At 49.4% G+C, this 21,831-nt stretch carries 15 protein-coding genes; 1 reads left to right on the top strand and 14 read right to left on the bottom strand.

The annotated features are described in order from the left end of the window. Window positions 1-78: 78 nt before the first annotated feature. Window positions 79-2,208, top strand: coding sequence for an alpha-amylase family protein (locus EFA69_RS00720; RefSeq protein ID WP_123131179.1), 2,130 nt, complete (start codon window positions 79-81; stop codon window positions 2,206-2,208). 282 nt (window positions 2,209-2,490) lie between these two features. Here EFA69_RS00720 and EFA69_RS00715 read toward each other — a convergent pair whose 3' ends face one another. The 14 genes from EFA69_RS00715 to EFA69_RS00650 form a co-directional block, all read right to left on the bottom strand. Continuing rightward, window positions 2,491-4,053, bottom strand: coding sequence for a lipopolysaccharide biosynthesis protein (locus EFA69_RS00715; RefSeq protein ID WP_183906646.1), 1,563 nt, complete (start codon window positions 4,051-4,053; stop codon window positions 2,491-2,493). A gap of 10 nt (window positions 4,054-4,063) precedes the next feature. After that, window positions 4,064-5,281, bottom strand: a complete 1,218-nt coding sequence (locus EFA69_RS00710) for a glycosyltransferase (protein WP_123131177.1) — start codon at window positions 5,279-5,281, stop codon at window positions 4,064-4,066. 95 nt (window positions 5,282-5,376) lie between these two features. Next, a complete protein-coding gene (locus EFA69_RS00705) occupies window positions 5,377-6,513 on the bottom strand; it encodes a glycosyltransferase family 2 protein (protein ID WP_245964455.1) in 1,137 nt (378 codons plus the stop codon). 150 nt (window positions 6,514-6,663) lie between these two features. Beyond that, a complete protein-coding gene (locus EFA69_RS00700; protein ID WP_123131175.1) occupies window positions 6,664-7,866 on the bottom strand; it encodes a glycosyltransferase in 1,203 nt (400 codons plus the stop codon). 53 nt (window positions 7,867-7,919) lie between these two features. Further along, window positions 7,920-8,867, bottom strand: a complete 948-nt coding sequence (locus tag EFA69_RS00695; protein ID WP_123131174.1) for a glycosyltransferase family 2 protein — start codon at window positions 8,865-8,867, stop codon at window positions 7,920-7,922. Beyond that, window positions 8,860-10,302, bottom strand: a complete 1,443-nt coding sequence (locus EFA69_RS00690) for an O-antigen ligase family protein (RefSeq protein ID WP_123131173.1) — start codon at window positions 10,300-10,302, stop codon at window positions 8,860-8,862. Before EFA69_RS00690 ends, EFA69_RS00695 begins: the two co-directional genes overlap by 8 nt. A gap of 41 nt (window positions 10,303-10,343) precedes the next feature. Continuing rightward, a complete protein-coding gene (locus EFA69_RS00685) occupies window positions 10,344-12,554 on the bottom strand; it encodes a GumC family protein (protein ID WP_123131172.1) in 2,211 nt (736 codons plus the stop codon). Then, window positions 12,551-13,297 (bottom strand): TolC family protein, encoded by a 747-nt coding sequence (locus EFA69_RS00680; RefSeq protein ID WP_123131171.1) that lies wholly within the window; start codon window positions 13,295-13,297, stop codon window positions 12,551-12,553. Before EFA69_RS00680 ends, EFA69_RS00685 begins: the two co-directional genes overlap by 4 nt. Further along, window positions 13,297-14,463, bottom strand: a complete 1,167-nt coding sequence (locus tag EFA69_RS00675; protein WP_123131170.1) for a sugar transferase — start codon at window positions 14,461-14,463, stop codon at window positions 13,297-13,299. The genes EFA69_RS00680 and EFA69_RS00675 overlap by 1 nt, the downstream gene beginning before the upstream one ends. A gap of 12 nt (window positions 14,464-14,475) precedes the next feature. After that, the gene (locus EFA69_RS00670) at window positions 14,476-14,853 is read right to left on the bottom strand and encodes a response regulator transcription factor (RefSeq protein ID WP_123131169.1); all 378 of its coding nucleotides are present in this window, start codon (window positions 14,851-14,853) and stop codon (window positions 14,476-14,478) included. Between the two features lie 323 nt (window positions 14,854-15,176). Further along, the gene (locus tag EFA69_RS00665; protein ID WP_123131168.1) at window positions 15,177-16,112 is read right to left on the bottom strand and encodes a PAS domain S-box protein; all 936 of its coding nucleotides are present in this window, start codon (window positions 16,110-16,112) and stop codon (window positions 15,177-15,179) included. Window positions 16,113-16,282: 170 nt separating this feature from the next. Beyond that, the gene (locus EFA69_RS00660; protein WP_123131167.1) at window positions 16,283-17,668 is read right to left on the bottom strand and encodes a sigma-54-dependent transcriptional regulator; all 1,386 of its coding nucleotides are present in this window, start codon (window positions 17,666-17,668) and stop codon (window positions 16,283-16,285) included. Window positions 17,669-17,831: 163 nt separating this feature from the next. Further along, on the bottom strand, window positions 17,832-19,226 hold the full coding sequence (locus EFA69_RS00655; RefSeq protein ID WP_183906645.1) for an ATP-binding protein: 1,395 nt from the start codon (window positions 19,224-19,226) through the stop codon (window positions 17,832-17,834). Window positions 19,227-20,827: 1,601 nt separating this feature from the next. Continuing rightward, entirely contained in the window at window positions 20,828-21,742 is a 915-nt protein-coding gene (locus EFA69_RS00650; RefSeq protein WP_123131165.1) for a TIGR01777 family oxidoreductase, read from the bottom strand. Window positions 21,743-21,831 lie beyond the last annotated feature (89 nt).

Raw genomic sequence — 21,831 nt, 5'->3', positions numbered from 1 at the left:
GCCCGACGAGCAGCTTCGGGTTTCCTTGCCACCAGAGCGCGGCGCGGTAGTATTTCCTATCAGTAACAGGTAATTCATATGAACAAGTTTGGCAAGAGGATTTTGATAGGGGTTTTGCTGGTGAGTTCCTTTACCATTGCCAAGCAGGCTTCTGATGGATTTAGGGGAGCTTCGTCTGGAAAAGGGGAGACGCCACGGGCGGTGGGCCCTAACAGACGGGAGGGTGAGATTCCTTACCAGGCGTACTGGGGCTACCACAAAGACAAAAGCAACCAGAATCTGGAAGGCTTGTTTAACAAAGTGGTGAATGAGCAGGTGCACCTCGGGTACGGCCTGGAGATGCTGCCAGTGTCTGAGGTGGTGCTCCCGTTTCCGGAGCAGATGGACGTAGAGCTGAACGCCATCAGTTTGTATGACGGAGACGGCTCGTTGGGCCCGGACAACAAGATAGAAACCTACTTTATTGAGCGGCAAACCGGCCGGGAAGTAAAAGGCCCTGATTTCACGGGCGAAAAATATAGGGTTTGGCAGGAACATCGGCTTGCCGCACCTCTGAAAGTAAGCGCTCTGGTGCTCCGGAAAAAGAAAGGCGTTCGTCTGCCAGACGAGATCAAGTTCTACGGGACCTATACCCCTTATGCGGTGGCGGCATACAAGAAACCGGCGCATCCGCTCAAAAGGATGCTGGGCATCAATGCCTATCCTTATAATCTCCAAGACAAAGACCCTGCGGTACTTCAGAAGAAAATAGCCGCCCTGCACCCCTATTTTTTGGTGCGCGACTACCTGGACTGGCAGCTGGTGGAAACCCAGGAGGGGAAATTTACCTTTAACCCCACCCACCACGGCAGCTGGAAACTAGACGAAATTTATGCCCGGCACAAAGCCAACGGGAAAGAAGTATTGGTGTGTTTCAAAGACATCCCCGTCTGGATGCAGGAGACCTATCCCAAAGCCATCAGGAGCCATGAAAACGCACCCATGCCCTACAAGCCTGAATATACCACGGTAGAAAACGGAGAGACAAACTACTTCAATGTGCGCTACAACGCAGACAAAGGCAAGCCGGAGACCTACAGCCAAGTGGCGAAGGCGGCCTTCCAATTCGCGGCCCGGTACGGCAAAAACAAAAAGCTGAACCCTAAACTGGTGCAGGTCTATACCGGTACCCGCTGGACAGCCGACCCGGCCAACGAGAAGAAGATAGGGCTGGGACTGGTAGATAAGATAGAAGCCAACAATGAACCTGACCGCTACTGGAAAGGCCGGCAGGCCAACCAAAGCCCAGATGAATACGCCGCGTACCTCAGCGCGTTCTATGACGGCCACAAAGGCACGTTGGGTCCGGGAGTGGGCGTAAAACAGGCAGATCCAGATATGTTGGTGGTCTGCGGTGGCATCGCCTCGTCTAGGCCGGGGTTCTACCAAGGCCTGGTGGATTGGTGCAAGAAGAACCGGGGCTATCTGCCCAACGGCCAAGTGAACCTCTGTTTTGATGAAGTCAATTACCACGCCTACAACAATAACTTCGCGGGAGAGCAATACGCCAAGGGCGAAAGGGTAGGGGTGGCTCCGGAATTGTCAAAAGCCCCCAAGGGGCTGTTAGATTTCCACCGGATAAACCAGGAACTCATGGGCGGTAAACCTATCATCATCACAGAGACCGGCTATGACTGGAACAGCCTCACCCAGGGCACCAGAGAAATCAAAGGGAAAGACAAATTCACGGTGCAGGCCGACTGGATTCTGCGCAGTTCCCTGGAATACGCCATGGCCGGTCTGTCTGGCCTGTACTTCTACCAACTCTATGACGATGGCAGCGGTTCCAGCACCAACACGCGGCAATACATGACCAGCGGGCACGTGGAACGAAATACCTATGAGCTCAGGCCGGCGGCCCAGTTCCTGCAACAGGTAAGGGAACGCTTCGGAGAGTACGTGCCAGTGGAAAGGCTCAGCGAAGACCCCCGTGTAGACCAATACCGCAGCCCTAAAGGCCAGATCATGTACGCCTGCTGGATTCCGGATGAAACCGGCCGCACAGGTCAATACGCCTTGTCTCTTGCCGCCCCTGAAGCCCAGATTTTCACCCCAACCGTTGGGCGCAACACATTGACGGTTCAGCGCCAGAAAACCGGAAACGGGAAACTAACCGTAACCCTCTCTGAAACCCCCATCTTTGTCACAGCCGCCCCAAACGTAAAATAAAGTTTTAAGTAGACGGTTAGAATTACCAATAGGAGCCTTCCTGCGTTTAGGGGCTATTTTTGGAAAAATAGCCCCTAAACGCAATGTGGTTGTCCTGGGAAAAGGTGTGTCATAGGGAGAAGAATCAATCACCTGCTATTCTGGTAAGCTAAAACACGAAGCGCCAATAAATTGGCGTTTAGCGGCTCTTTTTCTCAAATCTGGCCTAAACCAGAAATACGTCAAGAGCTCCTTTTTTGAGAATTTCTCTACATTGCTCTCCGCTCTGGCAGAGTCAGAACCTCATTTTTTGATTATTCTCTTGAACAGCATCGTCTTAATTTCCAGGATTTGCTGAAACCGCTCACGGCTGGTGCGCGTGCTCTGCCATAGAAGTATGTACACGGTGGCCCCAGTAAACGCGCCTACCAGGCAGAGCAGCAGAGATGGCAAGTGACCCAGGTAGATTTTGTAGACCAGCATGGCCGCGCCGCTCAGGAGAGAGAACCCCCCCGGAAAAGCAATCTCCCGGAAGAAGCTGCTCACCGATACTGGAGAACCCTGGAGGCAGAAGCGCAGCAGCGGGAAAAGCAAGAGATACGTGACAATGGCGTACGCAATGGCCACGCCTGCCACGCCCCAATAAATTCCTACGGCAAAGCCGGCAGTGATACATATGGCGTTGTAAATGCCGTACAGAAAATATCTTCTCACCTGCCCCGTGGTAATCAGTATTAAGCCCTGGGTACCGGCAATAGGCTGTATAAACGCCGAAATAGCCAATAGTTTGAAGATGTAGGCCGCCGCCGCCCATTGTTCGCCCAGCACCAGCAGAATAAGTTCTTCGGAGTAAACGCCTAGTCCCACCACCAGAGGCATGGAAAAAAACGCCAGCGTGAACAGGTACCGTTGGTAGTAACTCCTGAATTTCTCTTTCTCCGTCTGAAGGCTACTTAGCACCGGCAGTGCCACCGCGTTCAGCGGATTGCGCAATTGGGTGATGGGCAGCATGAGCAGTTGATAAGATTTGGAGTAAAGCCCCAGAGCGGCAGCACCAATGAACTTGCCAATCAACACGTTGTCCATGTTCCTGGAAAAGTAGTTCACCAGGTCAAACCCCGTGATGCCGGCTCCAAATTTGAGGAAGGAGCCAAGGTCTGGGCTTTGTCTGGCCACTGAAGGTCGCCAACTGCAAACGCTCCACAGGGCAATAGTAGAGAATACCGGAGTCAGTACCATGGTGGCCACCAGCGCCCAATACCCGTATCCTCCCCAGGCCAACAGAATACCGGTCAGCAAACTGCCGGCGGTGGAGGCAATCTGGATCAATGACAGAACCGCAAACTTCATCTGCCGCTGCATGAGCGCGTTGTGCTGCAACGAAAGGCCGGTGATAAAGATGCTTCCCGCAAACACGAGCGTAATGGAGAAAAGCCGTTCCTCTTGGTAGAAATAAACCAGTACGGGGGCCAGCAAAGCCACCACCACCGCAATCCCGAAACTGATGAGCAGGTTCAGCCAGAAGACTGAGCTCACCTGCTGCTGGTCTATCTTCTCCCGCTGGACAATGGCGGCAGACAAGCCCAAGTCTTTGAAGATGGTGATGAAACCGGTAATGGCCGTAACCATAGCCACCAGACCATAATCATCTGGGGAGAGCAGGCGGGCCAGAATCACCGTAGAGCAAATGTTCATCAGGAAAGAAACTGCCTGCCCGCCAATAGTGTTGAAGCCTCCCTGCACCGACCGGTTTTTCAGATCACCTTTGAGATGGCGGGTGTCAAACCACTTATCAACGGCCTGCTCAGGCGTTGCCAGGGGTACGTCTGGGGCAGGTGGAATCAAGGTGTCTGGCGGGGAGGGCATGGGCAGATGTTTACGGGATGAGAGATAAAGCCGCAGCGGGTTGTGCCGCTTTCGCCGGCAGAATATATTCCAATAAGGTATTGGCCACGTTCTCCCAGCTGAAGTTCCCGGCAAACTGAATCCTCCTTTCCCTCTCAGCGGCATTGTCTTCCTCCAGCGCCTTTTCTATCTGGGCTAAAAATGAAGCCGGGTCTGTGGCCAAGTAAGTATGCTGCCCGAAGATTTCCTGCATGGTGTTGGTAGAGGTGGCTACCACCGGTTTGCCCAAAGCCAGGTACTCCACCACTTTGAGCGGAAAATTGCCTCTGGTGATCTCGTTTAAGAGCTGCGGATTAATGCAGACGTCAAAATGCTCCAAATAGGCGGGCACCTCAGAGGTGTACTTTTTGCCCAGGAAGAGCACGTTGGGTAGCCGGTGCAGTTCGCTCTGCTGGAACGGCGCGTCTTCCCAACCAATCAGCACGAAGTTCCATTGGGGTTTGGCCTTGGCCATTTCTAGCATCAGGTTCAGGTCTAATCTAAGGGTGATGAGCGCACCCACGTAGCCAATCACAGGGCCGGTGAGGTGCTGAAGCTCAGTAGGTTTTTTTTTGCTTTTGCTGCTGTCATACTGCTTCACATCAAAGCCGTTGCCAATGTAAAAGCTGTTGGGGTTATAGCGTTGGGCGCGTTTGGTGAAATCAAACGAATTACAGACCACGGCATCAGCTTTCGCCATCAATTTGGGTTCCAGCTCGGCACCGTGCCTCTTCCAATAGTCCATGCCCACGGTGTAATCGCGGTCCAGGTACACGTATTTGTCCGGCTTGAGCAGCTCTTTGAGGTAGAAGCTTCTGAAGATGTCTTTGTCATTGATCAGGATAAAGTGGTCAAACCCCAGGCGGTTAAGCGCGTCCCGGATGTCTTTGGCAAAACGCTGGTTGTTAAGCCGGTTGAAGGACGAGAAAACGGACGTGAACGGAATCCAGTTGATGGACTCAATCACCTGCGTAGGGTTCAGGACCCACAGGTTGGGCTTTATTTGGCTTAATGGCGGCTTTTTCGCCTTGATGGCGGCAATGTGCGCCCGCGTATATTCGTCCTGTTCAGAAGAGAATAGCGTTCTGCGGTCAATGGGCGAATTCACGTACAGCACCTTATGAGTTTTCGCTAACTCTTTGGCCAGACAGGTAGACGTAGAATCCCGGTCTGTGTTAATGCGCTGCAGGCTTACGAAAACAAAGTTCATGTAGATAAGTTAAGGTGCTGTTTTAGTTAAATTAATGGTTTGCGTTTAGGGGCCGTTTTTCCAAAAACAGCCCCTAAACGCAAACAGCGTTACTACTAGCTTGACGTATAGGAGAGCACTGTGCGCTCCGCTTTGTCCCAGGCGGCAGGTTGGTTGTTCCGGAGGTAGCGGAAGAAGCCCGCAAAAACGGCCACATTCATCATGGTGAAGTAGAGGGGCACCAGAAGCGGCTTTATCTTTTTTCCTCTCTCCTCGGCAAGCCAGCCGCCCCAGGCGGCGGCGTAAAACAGCACCTGCAACGCTAAGAAGATGGTGTAGAACCCGCCGTAAGACAGGGCTAAGGCCAGATTGAGCGGGAGCAGCAAGGCCAGCAAAAGCGGGGTGAGGCTCCAGCGCAGCACCCGGTGCGACACGTACAGGAACGTGACCAACGGCTGCCGAAGCGGGTTCAGCAGAGATTTGAGCCGTACCATAGACTGCCAACCGCCAGCACAGATTCTCACCTTGCGTTTCATCTCCTCGGCAATGGAGGCCGAAGGGGCTTCAGAGGCAAACGCGTTGGGTTCATACACTACTTTGTAGCCTTTCTCCACAATGCGCAGCGACTGGATAAAGTCATCCAGAATGGTGTCTTTCTCCAGAGGCTGGAACAGGTCCGTCCGGAAGGAAACCAATTCCCCGGCGGCGCCCATGAGGCTATGCACCTTGGAGTCACATTTCTTCAGGAACGATTCGTATTTCCAGTAGAGTCCTTCGCCGGCGCCGGAAGCAGAGGCAAGGGAGAAGATCTTTTTCTCGCCAGACACCGCCCCTACTGTAGGATCTTGGTAGTGTTTCACTATTTCACGCACCGCCTGCGGGTTTAAGTAGGTGTTACAATCGGTGAAGATCACGTAAGGGGTGTCTATGTGTTCAATGGCGCGGTTTTCGGCCATTGCTTTTCCGCCCCGGGCAGGAATATGCAGATGCCTGACCTGCGGATATCGGCTCAGTATTTCGCCCGAATGATCGGTAGAGCCATCGGTGATGAACATGATCTGAAGTTTCTCTGAAGGGTACTCCAGAGAAAGGCAATCCTGGATTTTACTTTCCATGATGCTGGCTTCATTGTAGGCGGGCACTACCAAGGTCACGTCCGGCTCAAAAGCGGCAGCTTCTACCGGTGGGGCAGAGCGTACCAGTTTAGACATGATCCACACCACAAGCCCGTAGCCCAGATAGGTGTAAAACACAACTATAAAAGCAATCCAGAAAAAAACTTCTACCAAGTGCATAGATATGGAATTATGAGTTGGTTTTTTTACCCTTTTTTAAACCTAGTATAAAGCCAATGGCCAGGCAGATAAAAGCAGGAAGGGCTATGATTTCTAGTGGCATAGGTCTTAGTTTATGATGGCAGGAGAAGTAGCTGCTTTATGCGGAGTAGGTAAAAATGATTTTTTGGCCTTCTTGATCCTGAGCAGTGCCAGGCACATGCAGAACAGCGCGTAAGGCAAACGGAGAACCGCTTTCAGAAATCTCTTATCCTGGTACAGCCTGGCCGGTAATGAAAGCAGGAGCGCCGTTGCCAACATAGCCAGCAACACTCCCCAGAACACCGGGGGCAGACCGTACGGGTTCACCCAGGACTGGAGGAAAAGCAGGCAAAGAATTCCTATCAACAGCATTCTGGGGACCAGGAATGCCTGGAGCGTCTTATTGAAGAACTCCAGGTTGCCGTGCTGCAGTAACTGCCGGAAACCCTCTAGGGCGAACTTCTTCATGAATTCTACCTGGGCGGCAATCCAGCGGGTTCTTTGTTGCGTAAAGACTTGGGCCGTTTCTATTTTTTCGTCATACACGTAGACCTGGTCAAGGTAGCAGATCTTCACCTGGTCTTTGGCTATCCTGAAGTCCAGTTCCTTGTCTTCGCCCACGGTTTCCCCTATGCCTTCCAAAAGGCGTTTGAAATAAGCGAAGTCAAACGCCATCCCTGAGCCAATCAATGCTGCGGAAAGGCCTATGGCAAAATGACCTTTGCGGTAGATATGGTTATTGATTTCCTCGTTGCAGGCATCCAGAAAAGCAAAAGACGTTCCTGTGTTCTTAGCCGTACGGTGGGCTTGTACCACGCTGTAACCTGCGTCAAAGGCCCTGTTTACTTCGTTCAGGAAGTTGATGCCCATGATATTATCCACGTCCAGCACAACCGCTATGTCATAAGAATGGGCAGACAATTCCTGCATGGCCGCTAATAATGCTTTGCCCTTGGTGCTTCGGTCAAAGCTTACTTGTATCACGTTCGCGTACTGGGCCTGCAGCTTTACAATGGTTTCTGGGTCCAATCCATCGGCAATGACAAATACGTCAAACGTTCCGTGATAATAGTGGTGCAATGCGGCTTTGCTGGTTTCCAGGATCACCGCACTTTCACGGTAAGCAGGAATCAGGACACATATCTTTCTGTAAACAGCCGGTTCCTGTTGAATTGGTTTAATCTTTCTCAAGCCCGCCACCGCAAAAAAGAGCAGGTAGCAACAGTTCCAGGCCAGATAAATGGCCAATCCATAAAACACTGCCTGAATCAAAGTAAGTAGTACAGTCATGAGAAGGTTATATCACTAAAAAGAAGCCAAACAGTGAGCTGGGCTAATTTGATTTAATTGGTGGAATATTCTTTGGTAATGCATTGGGTAGAGGTTTTCAAATAGCGCATGCCATGCACTTCTTTGTTGTTCAAGTTCCACCACAAGCCCCTAAAAAGCGCCCGAAGGTGTTTCCCTTGCAGTTGAAAGCCGTGGCTCACCATCTTTTTAGGAACCGCGGCCAGTAGGAAAATGCAGGCACTGGTCCAGAAAGGACCACCCTTGCTGTTCCTTCTCAGGAAGAGCAGACGGTTACGGTTCATGTAGTATGTCTTTAACACAGACTGCTTGCCCACCGAAACAGATTCTTTATGGAAGATGGATGAGTCTGCCACATAATGGCAGGTAAACCCGGCGCGCTTAATGCTTTCGCACCAGTCCAGTTCTTCATAGTACAGGAAGTAAAGTTCAGGCATGAGGCCCACCTGCTGCACTACCCGCATGGGTACCATCATGGCCGCACCGTCTGCCAATTGGGTAAGACTGGAGGTATTGTGCTGTCCATTGTCTTTTTCCAGATGACCGATGGTGATGCTTCTGCCCGTCCAGGGGTTGATTCCCTTGGAACCGGCGTATTGTATCAAAGCATTGGTGCCGTGATACAGAATTTTGGGCGAAGCCACTCCCGCATCAGGGGTTGTCTCAAACAAGCGTACCAACGGTTCCAGAAAGCCAGGGTGCACCTCAGTGTCATTGTTCAGGAAGAGGAGGTATTTTCCTTTAGCCTGCGCAATTCCAAGATTATTGCCTCCCGCAAAACCCAAATTCACTTCAGATCTAATAAGGGTTACTTCCGGGAAGGATTCTTTGATGACGTGCACATCTGCGCCAGTAGAGGCATTGTCTACAATGATGATCTCTATGTTATGGTAGCTGATTGCCCGTAGGGAGGTCAGCATTTCCAGCGTAACTCCCACCTGGTTATAGTTCACAGAAATAATTGAGACTAAGGGGCTATTCATCTGAGTCTGGTTGCGTTTCGTTGTCTAGTCTGGGGCTCATAAAAACCAAAGCCCATGATGCATACACTATGATGGAAGAAGGCATGTTATTGATCACCTCATTGCCGTAACTGCAGATGATGATGCCCGCTGACCCAGCGGTGAGGGCAATGAGCTTGGTTTTAAGGCTCTTGTTTTGGATGCCCCAGACAATGCCACAACACTTGCCTAGGATGTACATCACCATGCCTATCCAGATCATGAACCCTACAATGCCGTACATGGCCCATACTTTAACCCAATAACTGTCTGGCGGAATGGTGGAAAGGTATTTGTCTGCGTTGTGCAGGCGGCCAAAGTGCCCAATAACTCCCACACCACCTCCAAACGGGCGTGAACTCAGGTACTCCCGCAGTATTTTCTGGTTTTGGAACCGTACATTCAATGACGCATCTTCTGGGTTCAGAGAAGACCTGAGGCGCCTTATCTCGTAGTGCTGGTTCCCTATCTGGGTATACTTAAGACCATACAAGCCTGTTAAAACCAGTGCCGTGCCCAAGATCAATGTCTTGATGCTTTTGCTTAAGAACAGCGCCACGGCTACTCCAACTACTAAGGCAAACAAAGCACCCCGGGTGCCAGAAACCAGCATCCCATAAAACAGAATACCTGCCGCCACTAGCAGCAATCCTTTTTTCCACCATTTGAAAGGCCCAAAAGCAAGGATGAGCGCCACCAAGCCAATGTGCGCCTGAGAGGCTCCAAACTGCCCGGCATCGCTGTAAAAGGAGAAAGTCCTGAGCTTCCCGAAAAGCACGTGGGTTTTGGCGGCTCCCTGGTCTAGAAACCATTGCTCACCCGGCGAGAGGCCAAGATGCACCTGTTTGGCGCCGTTCAGGGCAGCTAACACAGACAACGCCAAGACAAGAAACAGGAAGAGATTTAAGTCACTCTTTTGGCGGAATAAGATGAAGACCAAAGGAGTGATCAGAAGCCAGTACAATGCTGAACTTCTCATTTCCTGAAGCCAACCCATGACACTCGCTCCGGCAGGGTTGGCTAGCTCCAGAACCGTTATCCCAAACCAGATTAGCGCCAGAAGGCATAAGTCATTGTTCACTCTATTCCAGATATACCCTCTGGTGCGGGTAAGCAATACAGACACGCAGGAGATCAGAAGCAAAGCATCAATTCCCAACCCGAAAGGTATTCCCTTAGACTCCCTCACCAGTATAAACAGCACAAAGCAATAGGTAATTGTAGAGACTAAGCCCAGCTTGGGCCTGGTCATTACTAAGGCTATGTACACAACGGTTAGGAAGAGTGCCATCAAGAGCCCGGGTACCTGAAAACCATTGGTAGCGGTAAGCCAACCTATACCAATAGCGGCAAGTATACCCAAGGGCAATGCCAGGCTTCTGGTTCTGGAGGCAGAGGTAGAGATGAACTCGTGCATACGTGGGGTCTGTGCTGGAATAGAAATGTGCAGTATGAGTTCTAAGACTCAAGCAGCTCCTGTTTTTTAGGATAGTCTGTGGTGCTTTGGGGCAACTGTAGAGGTTTGTCTCCTCTGTTCTTCTTCACTTGCATGCCTACAAAGTCCTCTACATGGCGTGGGATGACTCCATTCAATACAACCTCAATGGGAGCTTTGGTGACTCCCTTTATGCTGTCATATACATCGCGGTCCGCGTCTTTCCAGTTGCGGTTAGCCTTAATGGTGAGCAGGATCAGGTCAAGGTGCTGCAGGAGGGACGTAGGGTAAATGGTTTCCAGTAGTGCCGGAAATTCTATGATGATCACAGAATGCTTAAAGACTTCTACCCCATCTAGCAGTGTGAAAGGATTATTAGGCGTTAAAGCTTGTAAGGGCGAATAATAACTGCTGTAAGAACTGGTGAACTTTTGGTGGTCTTCATCATCGGGGAGAAGGCAGAGAGTGTCTATTCCCAGCTCATTCAGGTTCATGGTAAGAGTATTGGACACAGAGGTCTTGCCCTCACCCGAGTGACTGCTGAGCACGCCAATCACAAAAGGGGTGTGCGGATTCTGTTTTTGCTGAAGCCTGAGCAGAAGCTGCCGGGTGAGATGGTCTTCGGCTTTCTTCACGTCAATGTATTGGTTTGCTTTTGAATTGCTGAGCAACGGAAGAGATCCTATTACTGGGAAGGAGGTCACCTTCACTACCTTGGCAGGCTCTGTCAAAGATTCGTTCAGCAGACTGGAAGTAACAATGCAGCCGGCTACCACAAAGAATGAACTGCACATGCCAAACATGATCAGCAGTATCAGCTTTGTGGTTTCTGGATCTTTGGGCGTGTAGGGAGGGTCCACCACTTTGAGCTGAGAAGCCATGTTCACATTCTGCTGTGAGAGTTTGCTTTGCTTCAGCCCCTCTACCTGAGAGATATACTCCTGTTCGGCTACTTCTACCTCACGTTTTATCTTGCGTATGTCTGCGCTCAGCGGTACAAGACTGTTGTATTTCCCGCTGGAGCTGCTCTGCTGTTTGCGCATTAGGTTGAGCTGGCTCCGCAGTTCTTCTACCTGTGCAGCGTTCTTGGCATAGTCGTTTAATAGGTCTTTCACCGGCACCCCCTGAATAGAATTGCTGCTGCCGTAATAACTGTTAATAGTTTCATTGATCTTGCCGGTAATGGTTTCGGCCTCCTGTTTCAGGCGGGCCAATCTGGGGGCACTTTCTGGGAGGACGGTACTGGCCATTTCCAACTCTGCTATCTGGGAGTTGACCGCTGAGAGTTGGTTTCTGAGCCGCACAATTTCCTGGCTTTGCAGGTTAGAGGCGTTTCGTTTCTTCAGGAATTGCTCTCTGGCTTTGAGGGCAGAACTGGCGGCGGCATATTGCATCTCCAATTCATTCCGTCTTTCAACGGCCAGTTGATTTTCCTCTGTAGAGGTTACTATTTGCTGGTCATAGTCTACTATGTTATTGCTCTTGTTAAACTCAAACAATTTTCTCTCAGCGGCCTGCAATTTATTGTATGCCTCACGGGTGGCAGAGTCAAAGTAGCCGATCACTGCCTCGTTCTGCACTGAGAACAACTCCTTGTGCTTCTTGGTAAGTACCTGGGTTAACAGTTCCAACGTTTGCCGGCAAACGCTAGGGTCGGTAGAGTTGTATTCTATTTTGATCAAGTCACTCTGCCCAATTCTGTTTGGGGAAATCTCAGACAAAGCGGCTATGGAATAGGCTGAATGGATAGGGTCTGTCTTGGTGGGGTTTACAATTCTATAGATGGAGTTGCTGGTGTTGCGTTTGTAGTGCTGGAACACGTTGCGGGTAGTTTCTTCAAGGGTATTGCTCACCAGCTGTTTCTTAAGCGTTGCAGGCACAATTTGCTGTAAGGTTTGGTAAGATTTAAAGGTCAATACCGCAGGGTCATGCTGTTTTAGCATGAGGTGTGACGCCAGCAGGCGCAGGCCAACCTCTTCCTTCATCTTCCTGGAGTTGATGAGCGACATGAGGTTCCCGAAAGCAATCTCGTCTGTGTTCCAACCCCCGGCTTTATTATTGCCCCCGTCAATCTTATACCCAGACGTGATACCAGTGTACAGCACCGTGTCTGACACATATTTCTGGTCTTGGTTTCTGGTAAAGAAATAGATAGAAGCTGCGGTGGTGAGGGGAATTGTGATCAACAACAGCCAGTTCCGTTTCATTAACTTGTAGAATTGCTTTATTCTCATGGCGTCTTGATTAAGTTTTGTATAGGCATGCCAATGATCTCTTCTAACAGATAGAGTTCTGTCTGATACTTGTTTTTAGCCTGTGTTACGGCCAGTGAAGCTTTGCTATGGAAGTCTAAGGCCGCCATTTGCTCATCTACCTGTAGATCACCTTCCGTGAACCGCTTGTTGGCAATCTGTTTGTTCACGCTTGCCGTTTGCAGGGCGTCTTGGTAGTGTTCTAGTTCGGTTTTAGCTAATAATATTCTTTGGTACTGTTCAATCACAATTTTCCGTACCTCCTTTTCCCCTACTTTGCGGGCCGCTTCCGCCTGCTTAAGCAGTAGTTGCTCTTTGCCTATTTCATGTCTTCTGCTGCCCAGTTCGCCTAAAGACAGAGTGAATCTCAACCCCACGTTGTACTGGGCTCTGGCAGGCAGATTGAAGGCATTGATCTGGTTGACTTCCTGAGCGCCGTCTATGTAATTGAGCATAGTGCCGTACCCGTACCCCGTGTTTAAGGCTAAGCCGTTCATGAGCTTTTTGCGGGCCAGAAGAATGTTTTTATTCGCAATCTCTTTCTCTGCGTCATTGATCTCCAGCGCGGCCGAATGAGTAAGGGCGGCATCAATCAGAAGAGGAAGAATAGTATTGGGAGAATTGAAGAAGGTTGTCTGCCAGGTGCTGTTCGGCTGGGATTTTGTCTGTCCAAAGCCCCAGGTAACCTGAAAGAAGAAGAGGAAGAGTAAAGTATATTTTCTCATTACACGTTTTCTTTTTGGTACAGCGCCGGAATCGTTTTCAGGATGATCTCCATGTCTTTTTTAAAGGAAAAGCTTTGGGCATACTCAACATCAAGGGCTTTGCGCTCTTCTTCTGACATGTCTTCTTTGCCTCTTCTGCTCACTTGCCATAATCCTGTAATTCCGGCCGGAGCCATAAACCTTGACGCAGACTGATCTGTGGTAAGTCTTTCGGCTTCATAGAGGGGGAGCGGCCTATTGCCTACAATAGACATATCGCCACGTAAAACATTGTAGAGCTGTGGGAGCTCATCTATGCTGGTGTTCCTGATGAATCTGCCAATTCTGGTAATTCTGGGGTCGTTGGCAATCTTGATGAAGGCCGAACCACTTTCATTCTTCCGCATGATCTGGAACTGGTTTTCGCAGATCATCTGGCCTTGGGCGTCATAGAGCTTATGCTGGCAGCCGGTGCCCTGTCTGATGCAGCTGGCACAAAGTGCCAAACTCTGGCTTGGGGCTTCTTGCTGGGTTGTTCTGTACTGGTTCAGGTCTTTCATGGAAGAAAGCAACTGGTCTGCATCTTGCCGCATGGAACGCAGTTTCCAGAACTTGAAGATTTTGTAGCCGGTGCCCACGCGGTAAGAATAGTAGAAAATAGGACCCTTAGACTCAAGCTTTATCAGAACCCCAATTAGCAGGAATAAGGGTGCCAGGCAAAACAACGCTAGGGAGGCAAAGACAATGTCAAAGACTCTCTTGCCTACGGCCATCTTATTAGTATACACTTTAGGTGCCGGCACTGGAGGGATGAATTCATTTAGCGCCGAGGTGCTGTTCAGGCGGTGCAGAATCTGTTCTTTGGCTGGGGTTTGGTAGAAGATATCAGTAGTGCCAGCAGCGATGAGCAAGGCTTTCAGCTTGGGTGAAGCATTAGTGTTCAGAATCCAGAAGACGGGCACGTTCACCTGTTTTTCCTGCCTAAGTAACTTGATGAGGTTGAGACCCAACGGCGAGGCAAGGCCAGCGGAGTTCAGAATACCGTGGATAACCTCGCCTTTGTCTAGCCATGCGAGAAGCCGCTTAGGGTTGTTAAAATGGATAATTTCCAGCGCTTCCTCACATTGCGCTTGGAAGAGCTTGGCTTCCTGCGCATCTGCCGAGAGATAAAGTAATTTTCTTTTCATGGCGCTCCCTGCTTAGAGGTTGATCTTCTTTACCATATTTTTGATGCGCAGGTCAAGTTCCTCAGGATTGAACGGCTTAACCATGTAATCATCTGCTCCTAACCGCAGGCATTGGATTTTGTCTCTGGTTTCGTCTTTGCCAGATAGCATGATGAGCGGAATGTCTTTTAAAAGGGAACTTACCCGTAGAATCTTAATGAATTCTAAGCCATTCATGAAGGGCATTTCCAGATCGGCCACAATACAGTCGGTAAGGTTCCCTTCCTGTAGCCATAGCATAGCCTCCTGTCCGTTTTTCTTTACTACCACTTCATATTCTTTGGAAAAGAAATGCTCCAGAATGAGGCCAATAGAGGGTTCATCATCAATCACGAGTAATCTTTTTTTCATATAGGGGAATGGTAAAAAGAGGAATAGGAATATGTTATTAGTTATCTCATATTTATAATAACTTGGTTTATATAAGGGGAAAAGTGTGCCAAACGCATCATTAGCTGTCAGATATTTTAAAATGATGCCTGGAAGCGAATAGGAGCTATTTATATGCAATTCTAGCCTGGAAGGAGAGCCGCCTTTCTAGCCATGGTTTCCCAGAATGAAACAAACTAGTTCATATTGGGAAATCGATTGAGCTTTACTTTTTAAAGGAATGCTGGAATGAGGAGAGCCTTTTCCGAACACAGGACGTGTGGTAGACGAAGGAGAAAACACGCTTAGCCAAGTTCCCGCGTGAAAATAGCCACCACTCTATCTGTGATGTCGCGGGCGTGCTGCAGCAAAGTAGGAATCTGCTCCAGGTCTTTTCTGGTGGTGGCGTTTTCCTCAATCTTTTTCATGGCGGTAGTAGCCTCAGTTATTTTTATATTGGCGTACGTTGACTTCAGCTTATGAGCAATGGTGGCTGTTTCCTTCCAATCTCTTTTAGCCACAGACGTTGTGAGGGTGGTAAGTTGCTCAGGCACAATGTCTATGAACAAACGCTGCATCTTCTGAATAAAAACAGCATCTTCCGCAATATTGCCCAAGCAAGAGAAATCATAGAGTATAGGTTCTGGGGGTGAAGGCTGAAGCTCTTGTGTTGGGGACATGTCTTCTGCCACTGGAGGGGAGACAAGAGCGGCAAGCTCGGCCTCCATTTTACCTGAAAGGGAGTTAAGAGCCCTAAGGCTTTTTTCCTGTGCCGGGGTAAGGGGAACAGATAATAACAAGGGCAAGAGTTCTTGGGTGGCTTTGATATAATTGAGGAAATATTGGCGTATTTGGTCCACTTGTTCTTGCTGTAGCTGGGCATGCTCCTGGCTTTTCTGAAGGGCTGTTTTACAGGCTGTGATCTCCCCAGAGATAGACAACAGGTATTTTTCCCCCTCCGGACCAATAAATACTTTCTTGGTGGTTTGGAACCAGGCGCCAGCACCGGTGGCGGTTTTATAGTATTCCTCAAGAGAAGCAACTTCATGGGCGTTCAGAAGGCCTAGGTCCCGCTCCAGTGAATAATCTTCTTCCAGAACACCTTTCTCAATGATTGCTTCTGGCGTAAGACCAAATAAATGCGCGAAGGCCCTGTTCACAATCACAAATCTTCCCTTCGCGTCTTTCACATACATGGGGTGAGGAGTAACCTCAAAGAGGATACTTAGGAGCTTTATCATGGAGAGCCTGTTCTTTGGGAGATCAATGACTGCGTTACTGTACTGGTAATTGGATTGCTGTTGAAAGTAATGGGTGATTGTTGGGGTAGTTTGCGTTTAGGAGCCGTTTTTCCAAAAAGAGCCCCTAAACGCAGACCCCACAACTGCAAGGGAGCAGCCAAGCGCTTGGGTTAAGGATAGGTAGGTTCCAGCTTGTGAATGGTCACTTCCTTTTTCCTGATCATCCGGTAGATGGTAGACTTGCCAATTTTGAGCTTGTCCGCTACGTGCACCACGTTGTAGTTATACCTGATCAGGTAGCGCTGCACAATGTCTGCGATGTACTCATCCAGAGTCTTTTCCTCATTTGAATCAATAGGCTGTGCTTCCTGGAGGTGAATGTCTTCTGGCGTAATGGTTTCTTTGTCTGAGAGAACGGCCGCCATTTCCACCACTGCCTTCAGTTCCCGTATGTTGCCCGGGAAAGGGTAACGGCGTATCGCCCGCAGGGCTTCGGCCGAAAAGCTTTTGGCAGGCAATTGGTTCTGGAGGCAGAATTCTTTCAGCAGTTTGTTGGCAATGAGCAGGGCATCGTTCTCGCGCTCGCGCAAAGGAGGCAGATGAATCTGAATCCCCAGCAACCGGTAATACAGGTCCTCCCGGAAGTTGCCTTTGCGAACCTCCTCCAGCAGGTTCTTGTTGGTGGCGGTTAGCAGGCGCACGTCTACCGGTATGGTCTCATTGGAACCAATGCGGGTAACCTCGCGCTCCTGCAGCACCCTGAGCAGTTTGGACTGCAACAGAATGTCCATTTCGCCAATCTCATCCAGAAAAAGGATGCCACCGTTCGCCTCCTCAAACTTACCTATGCGCTGACTTACGGCCCCCGTGAAAGCACCCTTCTCATATCCAAACAACTCGCTTTCCAGCAGTTCTCTGGGAATGGCCGAGATGTTGACGGCCACAAACCGTTTCTTGGCCCGGTCTGAGTGCTGGTGAACAGCCTTGGCAATGAGTTCTTTGCCGGTTCCGGTCTCGCCGGTGATGGTTACGTTGATGTTGCTGGAAGCCGCTTTTTCTACCAGATTGAAAACTTTCTGCATGGCGGGGGAGGTGCCTACCAGTTCATTGCCCAGGCTGTATTTCTGCTTTACCTCCTGCCGCAGCTCCTCAATTACCTGCTTTAGGCTGGTGTTGTGCTTTATCTTCTCCACAATGCTCCAGAGGCGCTCTTTGGTGTCGCCGTTTTTGGCCACGTAATCATAGGCACCTAGCTTTATGAGATTCACGGCTTTGCCGATGTCTTCCTGCCCAGACACAATAATGGTGTAAGACGCAGGGCTTACTTCCATGATCTTGCCCAACACCGCTTCGCCGGAATGTTCCGGGAGGCAATAGTCCAGGGTGACAATGTTGGGGGCTTCCGGTAAGCGCTGCAGGAACTCCTCTACGCTGGTGAAAACCTCCACGTCATGGTCTGGGTTGAGCGAAAGGTGGTACGTGAGAAACTGCGAATACCAAGGGTCGTCTTCCAGTACGAAGATTTTGGTACGGGCTGTGGGGGAAGATTCTACCATAGTTTCATCTGGTAAGGGTGGGCGAAAAGAAGCAGGTGACCGGTCTCTATCTCTGCTCATGGGAAGTAGGTATTCTTCCGTTACAAGGCATATTCAGTGAGGATGCAGTAGGTTTGCGTTTAGGGGCTCTTTTTGAAAAAACAGCCCCTAAACGCAAAATGACTTACACCATAACCACCGTTTTCTCCTCCAGCAGTTGCAGGTGTTTTGAGAGCTTCTGGTACAACTGCTGCGGGCTGAAAGGTTTAGCCAAATAATCATTGGCACCAACGGCTGCAATTCTCAACTTCTCCTCCTGGCCCACGGTAGCGGTTAAGGCCACAATGGGTATCTTTAGGCCCAGTTTCCTGATTTCAGCCATGGCATCATAACCGTTCATGAAGGGCATGTGGAGGTCCATGAGAATTATGTCATAGGCTTTGTCTTTGAGTTTCTCCAAGGCCACCAAACCGTTTTCGGCCAGTTCAGCGGTGGCCTGCCAGCCCGCCAGCAATTGGCTTACCACCATCTGGTTGAATTCATTGTCTTCCACCACCAAAACCCTTGCTTCCTTCAGGCTGTTGGGGTCTTGGGCTTGAGCGGTGGCGGGTACCGCTTTCACGGCAGGGGCCTGTTCCTTCAGATACCGTAGCTTCACAGTAAACACAGAGCCTTTGCCTGGCGTGCTTTCTACCTTTACAGTGCCTTTCTGAAGCTCCACCAACTGCTTGGTGATGGCCAGGCCAAGCCCGGTTCCGCCGTAATGCCGATGGATGGACGCATTGGCCTGCACAAAATTCTCAAAGATTTGCTCCTGCTGGTCTGGATGGATGCCTATACCGGTATCTGAAATAGCAAACTGAAGCACGCAGTCCTTGTCTGACTGATAGAGCACCTCCGCTGAGATACTGACCCGCCCTTGCTTGGTGAACTTAAGGGCGTTGCTGGTGAGGTTGTTGATGATCTGCGTCAGTCTTGCGGAGTCACCGGTGATCTCCTGCGGAAGATGCGGATCAAGGATCAAGTCAAAAGCAAGTTGCTTTTCTGCGGCTCTCAGGGCCAAGGATTGGTAGATGTTCTTCAGGAGGTCTTTCAGGTTGAAGTTCACTTGCTCCAGCTCTACCTTGCCCATGTCTATTCTGGAGTACTCCAAGGTGTTATTAATGAGCGAAAGCAGACTTTGCGCCGAAAAATTGATGCTCTGTAGATTCCGGTTTTCCTGCCCTGCTTTTTCCTCCTGCAGCAACAGGTGCGTAAGGCCAATGATGGCGTTGATGGGAGTTCTTATCTCATGGCTGATGAGGGAGACAAATTCCGTTTTAGCTCTGGTGGCTTCCTCTGCGCTGGTTTTAGCGCGGATTAATTGCTGTTCTTGGTGCACATGCTCAGAAACATCTTGTACAGTGCCAACAACCTTCAAAAGCGCAGTGTCTTTGAAAACAGGCTTAGCTTTCATCTGCAGCCACACCTCTGTGGCTGTGTGGTCGGCTAGGCGTACTGTTTGGTCAAATGTAGCGCCGTAGGCCACCGCCAGCTCCCAGTGTTCTCTCAGGCTCTTCTGATCTTCTTCCCGTAACAAATTTATTATCGTTGAGAAACTGTTGAAAGATTTTGATGGCGCCTTGAAAAGAGAGGGGAGATTGTCTGTACTTAAAAAGTGATCTGTTTGCACGTTGTATTCCCAACTTCCTGCTTTGAGAAGATCTGCGGTGAGTTGCCACAGGCCAATTGGTTGCGCAGGGATATGGGCTGTTCCTATTGGGGAAATAAGCCCCCAGTTGCCTGCAAGTAATCCGCCAGGCATATCTACGGGAGTGTATTTATGGCTGGGTGAATGGGTACGTTCCTTTGGAACAGAACTATAAAAGTTCAAGTCTTGAGTTCCGGTTTCTTCCGGGAGTAAGTAGTGGGGGACGGGTGTATGGAAGAAAAGCTCCTTCAAAGATCCTTTTTGCAACTGACAGAACTGATAGGTAAGCCATTGTTTCATCTGCACTACCATAGATGCCAAAAGGGGAGTTGAGCGGTAATCAGGGGGTAATACTGATTTTTCCATAATTCCGAGATTAATAACAGCCTAGTCTTTTTTTGCTGGACGCAGCTGTTCTTATGTTCATGCAGCACATTATCAAAAGAGATGGTAGACGCATTGACGCACGCGGCTACGTTACCAGAAATCATTCTTGAAAGAAGCCTGCTCAGACAGATCAGTAAAGTTGCATTGAACTCTAATGGTCTGCCTATGGATTCTTTTTCAGGTTCTATCCAGAGAACACTCCAGATCTATATATGTTTAAATTGATATTTATTATGGTGTTGCTAAGGGTGAGCGAAGTAGATACGTTGAAACTAGTTGATTTGGTTTGTAAAAAATGAACTTTAGTCCTGAGAATATTTAATTTTACTTAGCTATAACGTATGGGTAATGTTAAGGTAACAGAACCAGATAACCTCAACGTTCTTGTTCTTCCATAGACACAGCAAAAGCAAAATTCTGGAGTGGGGAGCTGTGAAAGGCGCTTATTGAGAGTGTTTTAGAGTGTTGCTAACGCCTTGCTGAACTAATATGTTAAGGTTAGAAGGGGTAAAAGCTTTTCATTTTGACTAATGAATTATGTGAAGGACTCATTCATTTTCAGCTATCCTTGCCTTATTAATAGCAGCAATACCGGCAGATCTTTATATTAGGTTTATTCTATTTTTGTACTTGTCTTTGCTTAGCTACTTCTTCTAATGCAACTACTAAATTAAATCAATCCAGATCTAAATCAAAAAAATATAATAATAAATAAACATAGTTTAAATATTGGCAATTAATGCACTCTATGTGAAGGCAATTTTTAATTGTAGCTATTGAAAGTACTATGATGTTATATATTTAATAAAATATTGACTTATTTAATTGAGCCATGAACAGAGAAAGCCTCAGGAAAAGTGCTTAACATCACGTTTGGCTTAATAAAATACTTATTAGTGAGTAGTCATCTTCCGCTGGTTTTGCCCAAAACCAGCGGAAGGGGGAATGCCATAGCCTCGGAATCTTGGGCTGGGAAGAAAGCCCTTTAGAGAAGGATAGGTAACCAAGGAGGGTGGAGAGGCGTTTAGCGGCTTATTTTCCAAAAACAGCGCCAAAACAAGAACGCCCGCTACTTGGTAACGGGCGTTCTTGTTTTGGCGCTGTCAGCTGTTTTTGTCATAGAGTGACTCCAGGGCCTCTTGCAGGTGGTTGTACTCAAAAGTGAAACCCGTTTGCAGTACTTTGGTGGCACTTACGCGGGAGCCACCCAACACTACCTCACTCATTTCGCCTAAGACTAATTTCAAGCCAATGGCCGGAATATTGGGGAAGACCATGGGCCGGTGCATGACTTTGGCAAGTGTTCTGGTCAGTTCCTCGTTAGAGGCTGGGTGCGGCGCTACGGCGTTGTACACTCCCTGTATCTGGCGGTCTTCCATGGCCCTGATAAACAGGCGGCACAAGTCGTCAATGTGAATCCAGGACATAAACTGCTTGCCGGAGCCCAAGGGAGCGCCCGCCATCATTTTCACGGGTTTGGCTATTTGAGGGAGGGCGCCTCCTTTGTTGCTCAACACAATGCCAATCCGGAAGATAACGGTCCTGATGCCCAGGTTATGCACTTGCCACGAAGCCTGCTCCCATTGTTTGCATACTTCGGCCAGGAAATCTGAGCCGTAGCTGCTTTCTTCGGTCATGAGCCGGTCACCGGAGTTGCCGTAGATGCCCACCGCCGAGGAAGCCAGAAAGCCCTTCACATGATTAGGCGTTTTCTCCAGATAGTGGCAGAGCAGGTTCGTGGACTTGATGCGGCTGCTCAGGATCTGGCTTTTGCGCGCCGCCGACCATTTCTCGCCGGCTACGCTGGTGCCCGCCAGGTTAATGACATAGTCAGCGTACCTAATGGCGTTTTCGTCAATAAGACCTTTTTCTAAGTCCCACTTAAAGGTTTTGTAACGAGCGTACTTGTTAGGGGTACGGCTGAGGTGGCCCACCTCATAACCGCTGTCAATCAGCATCTCTGACAAACGTGTTCCCACTAAACCGGTACCCCCGGCAATCAGTATCTTTTCTGACATGTTGCGTTCTCTACAGTCTAGGCTCAGACCAACTTATACGGGAATGTACCGGGTTGGTAAGGCAGTCACTCTTTTTAAGACTAGCGAAA

The organism is Rufibacter immobilis (assembly GCF_003721565.1).
GTDB classification, from domain to species: Bacteria; Bacteroidota; Bacteroidia; order Cytophagales; family Hymenobacteraceae; genus Nibribacter; species Nibribacter immobilis.
This window is presented reverse-complemented; position numbering and strand designations above follow the sequence as displayed.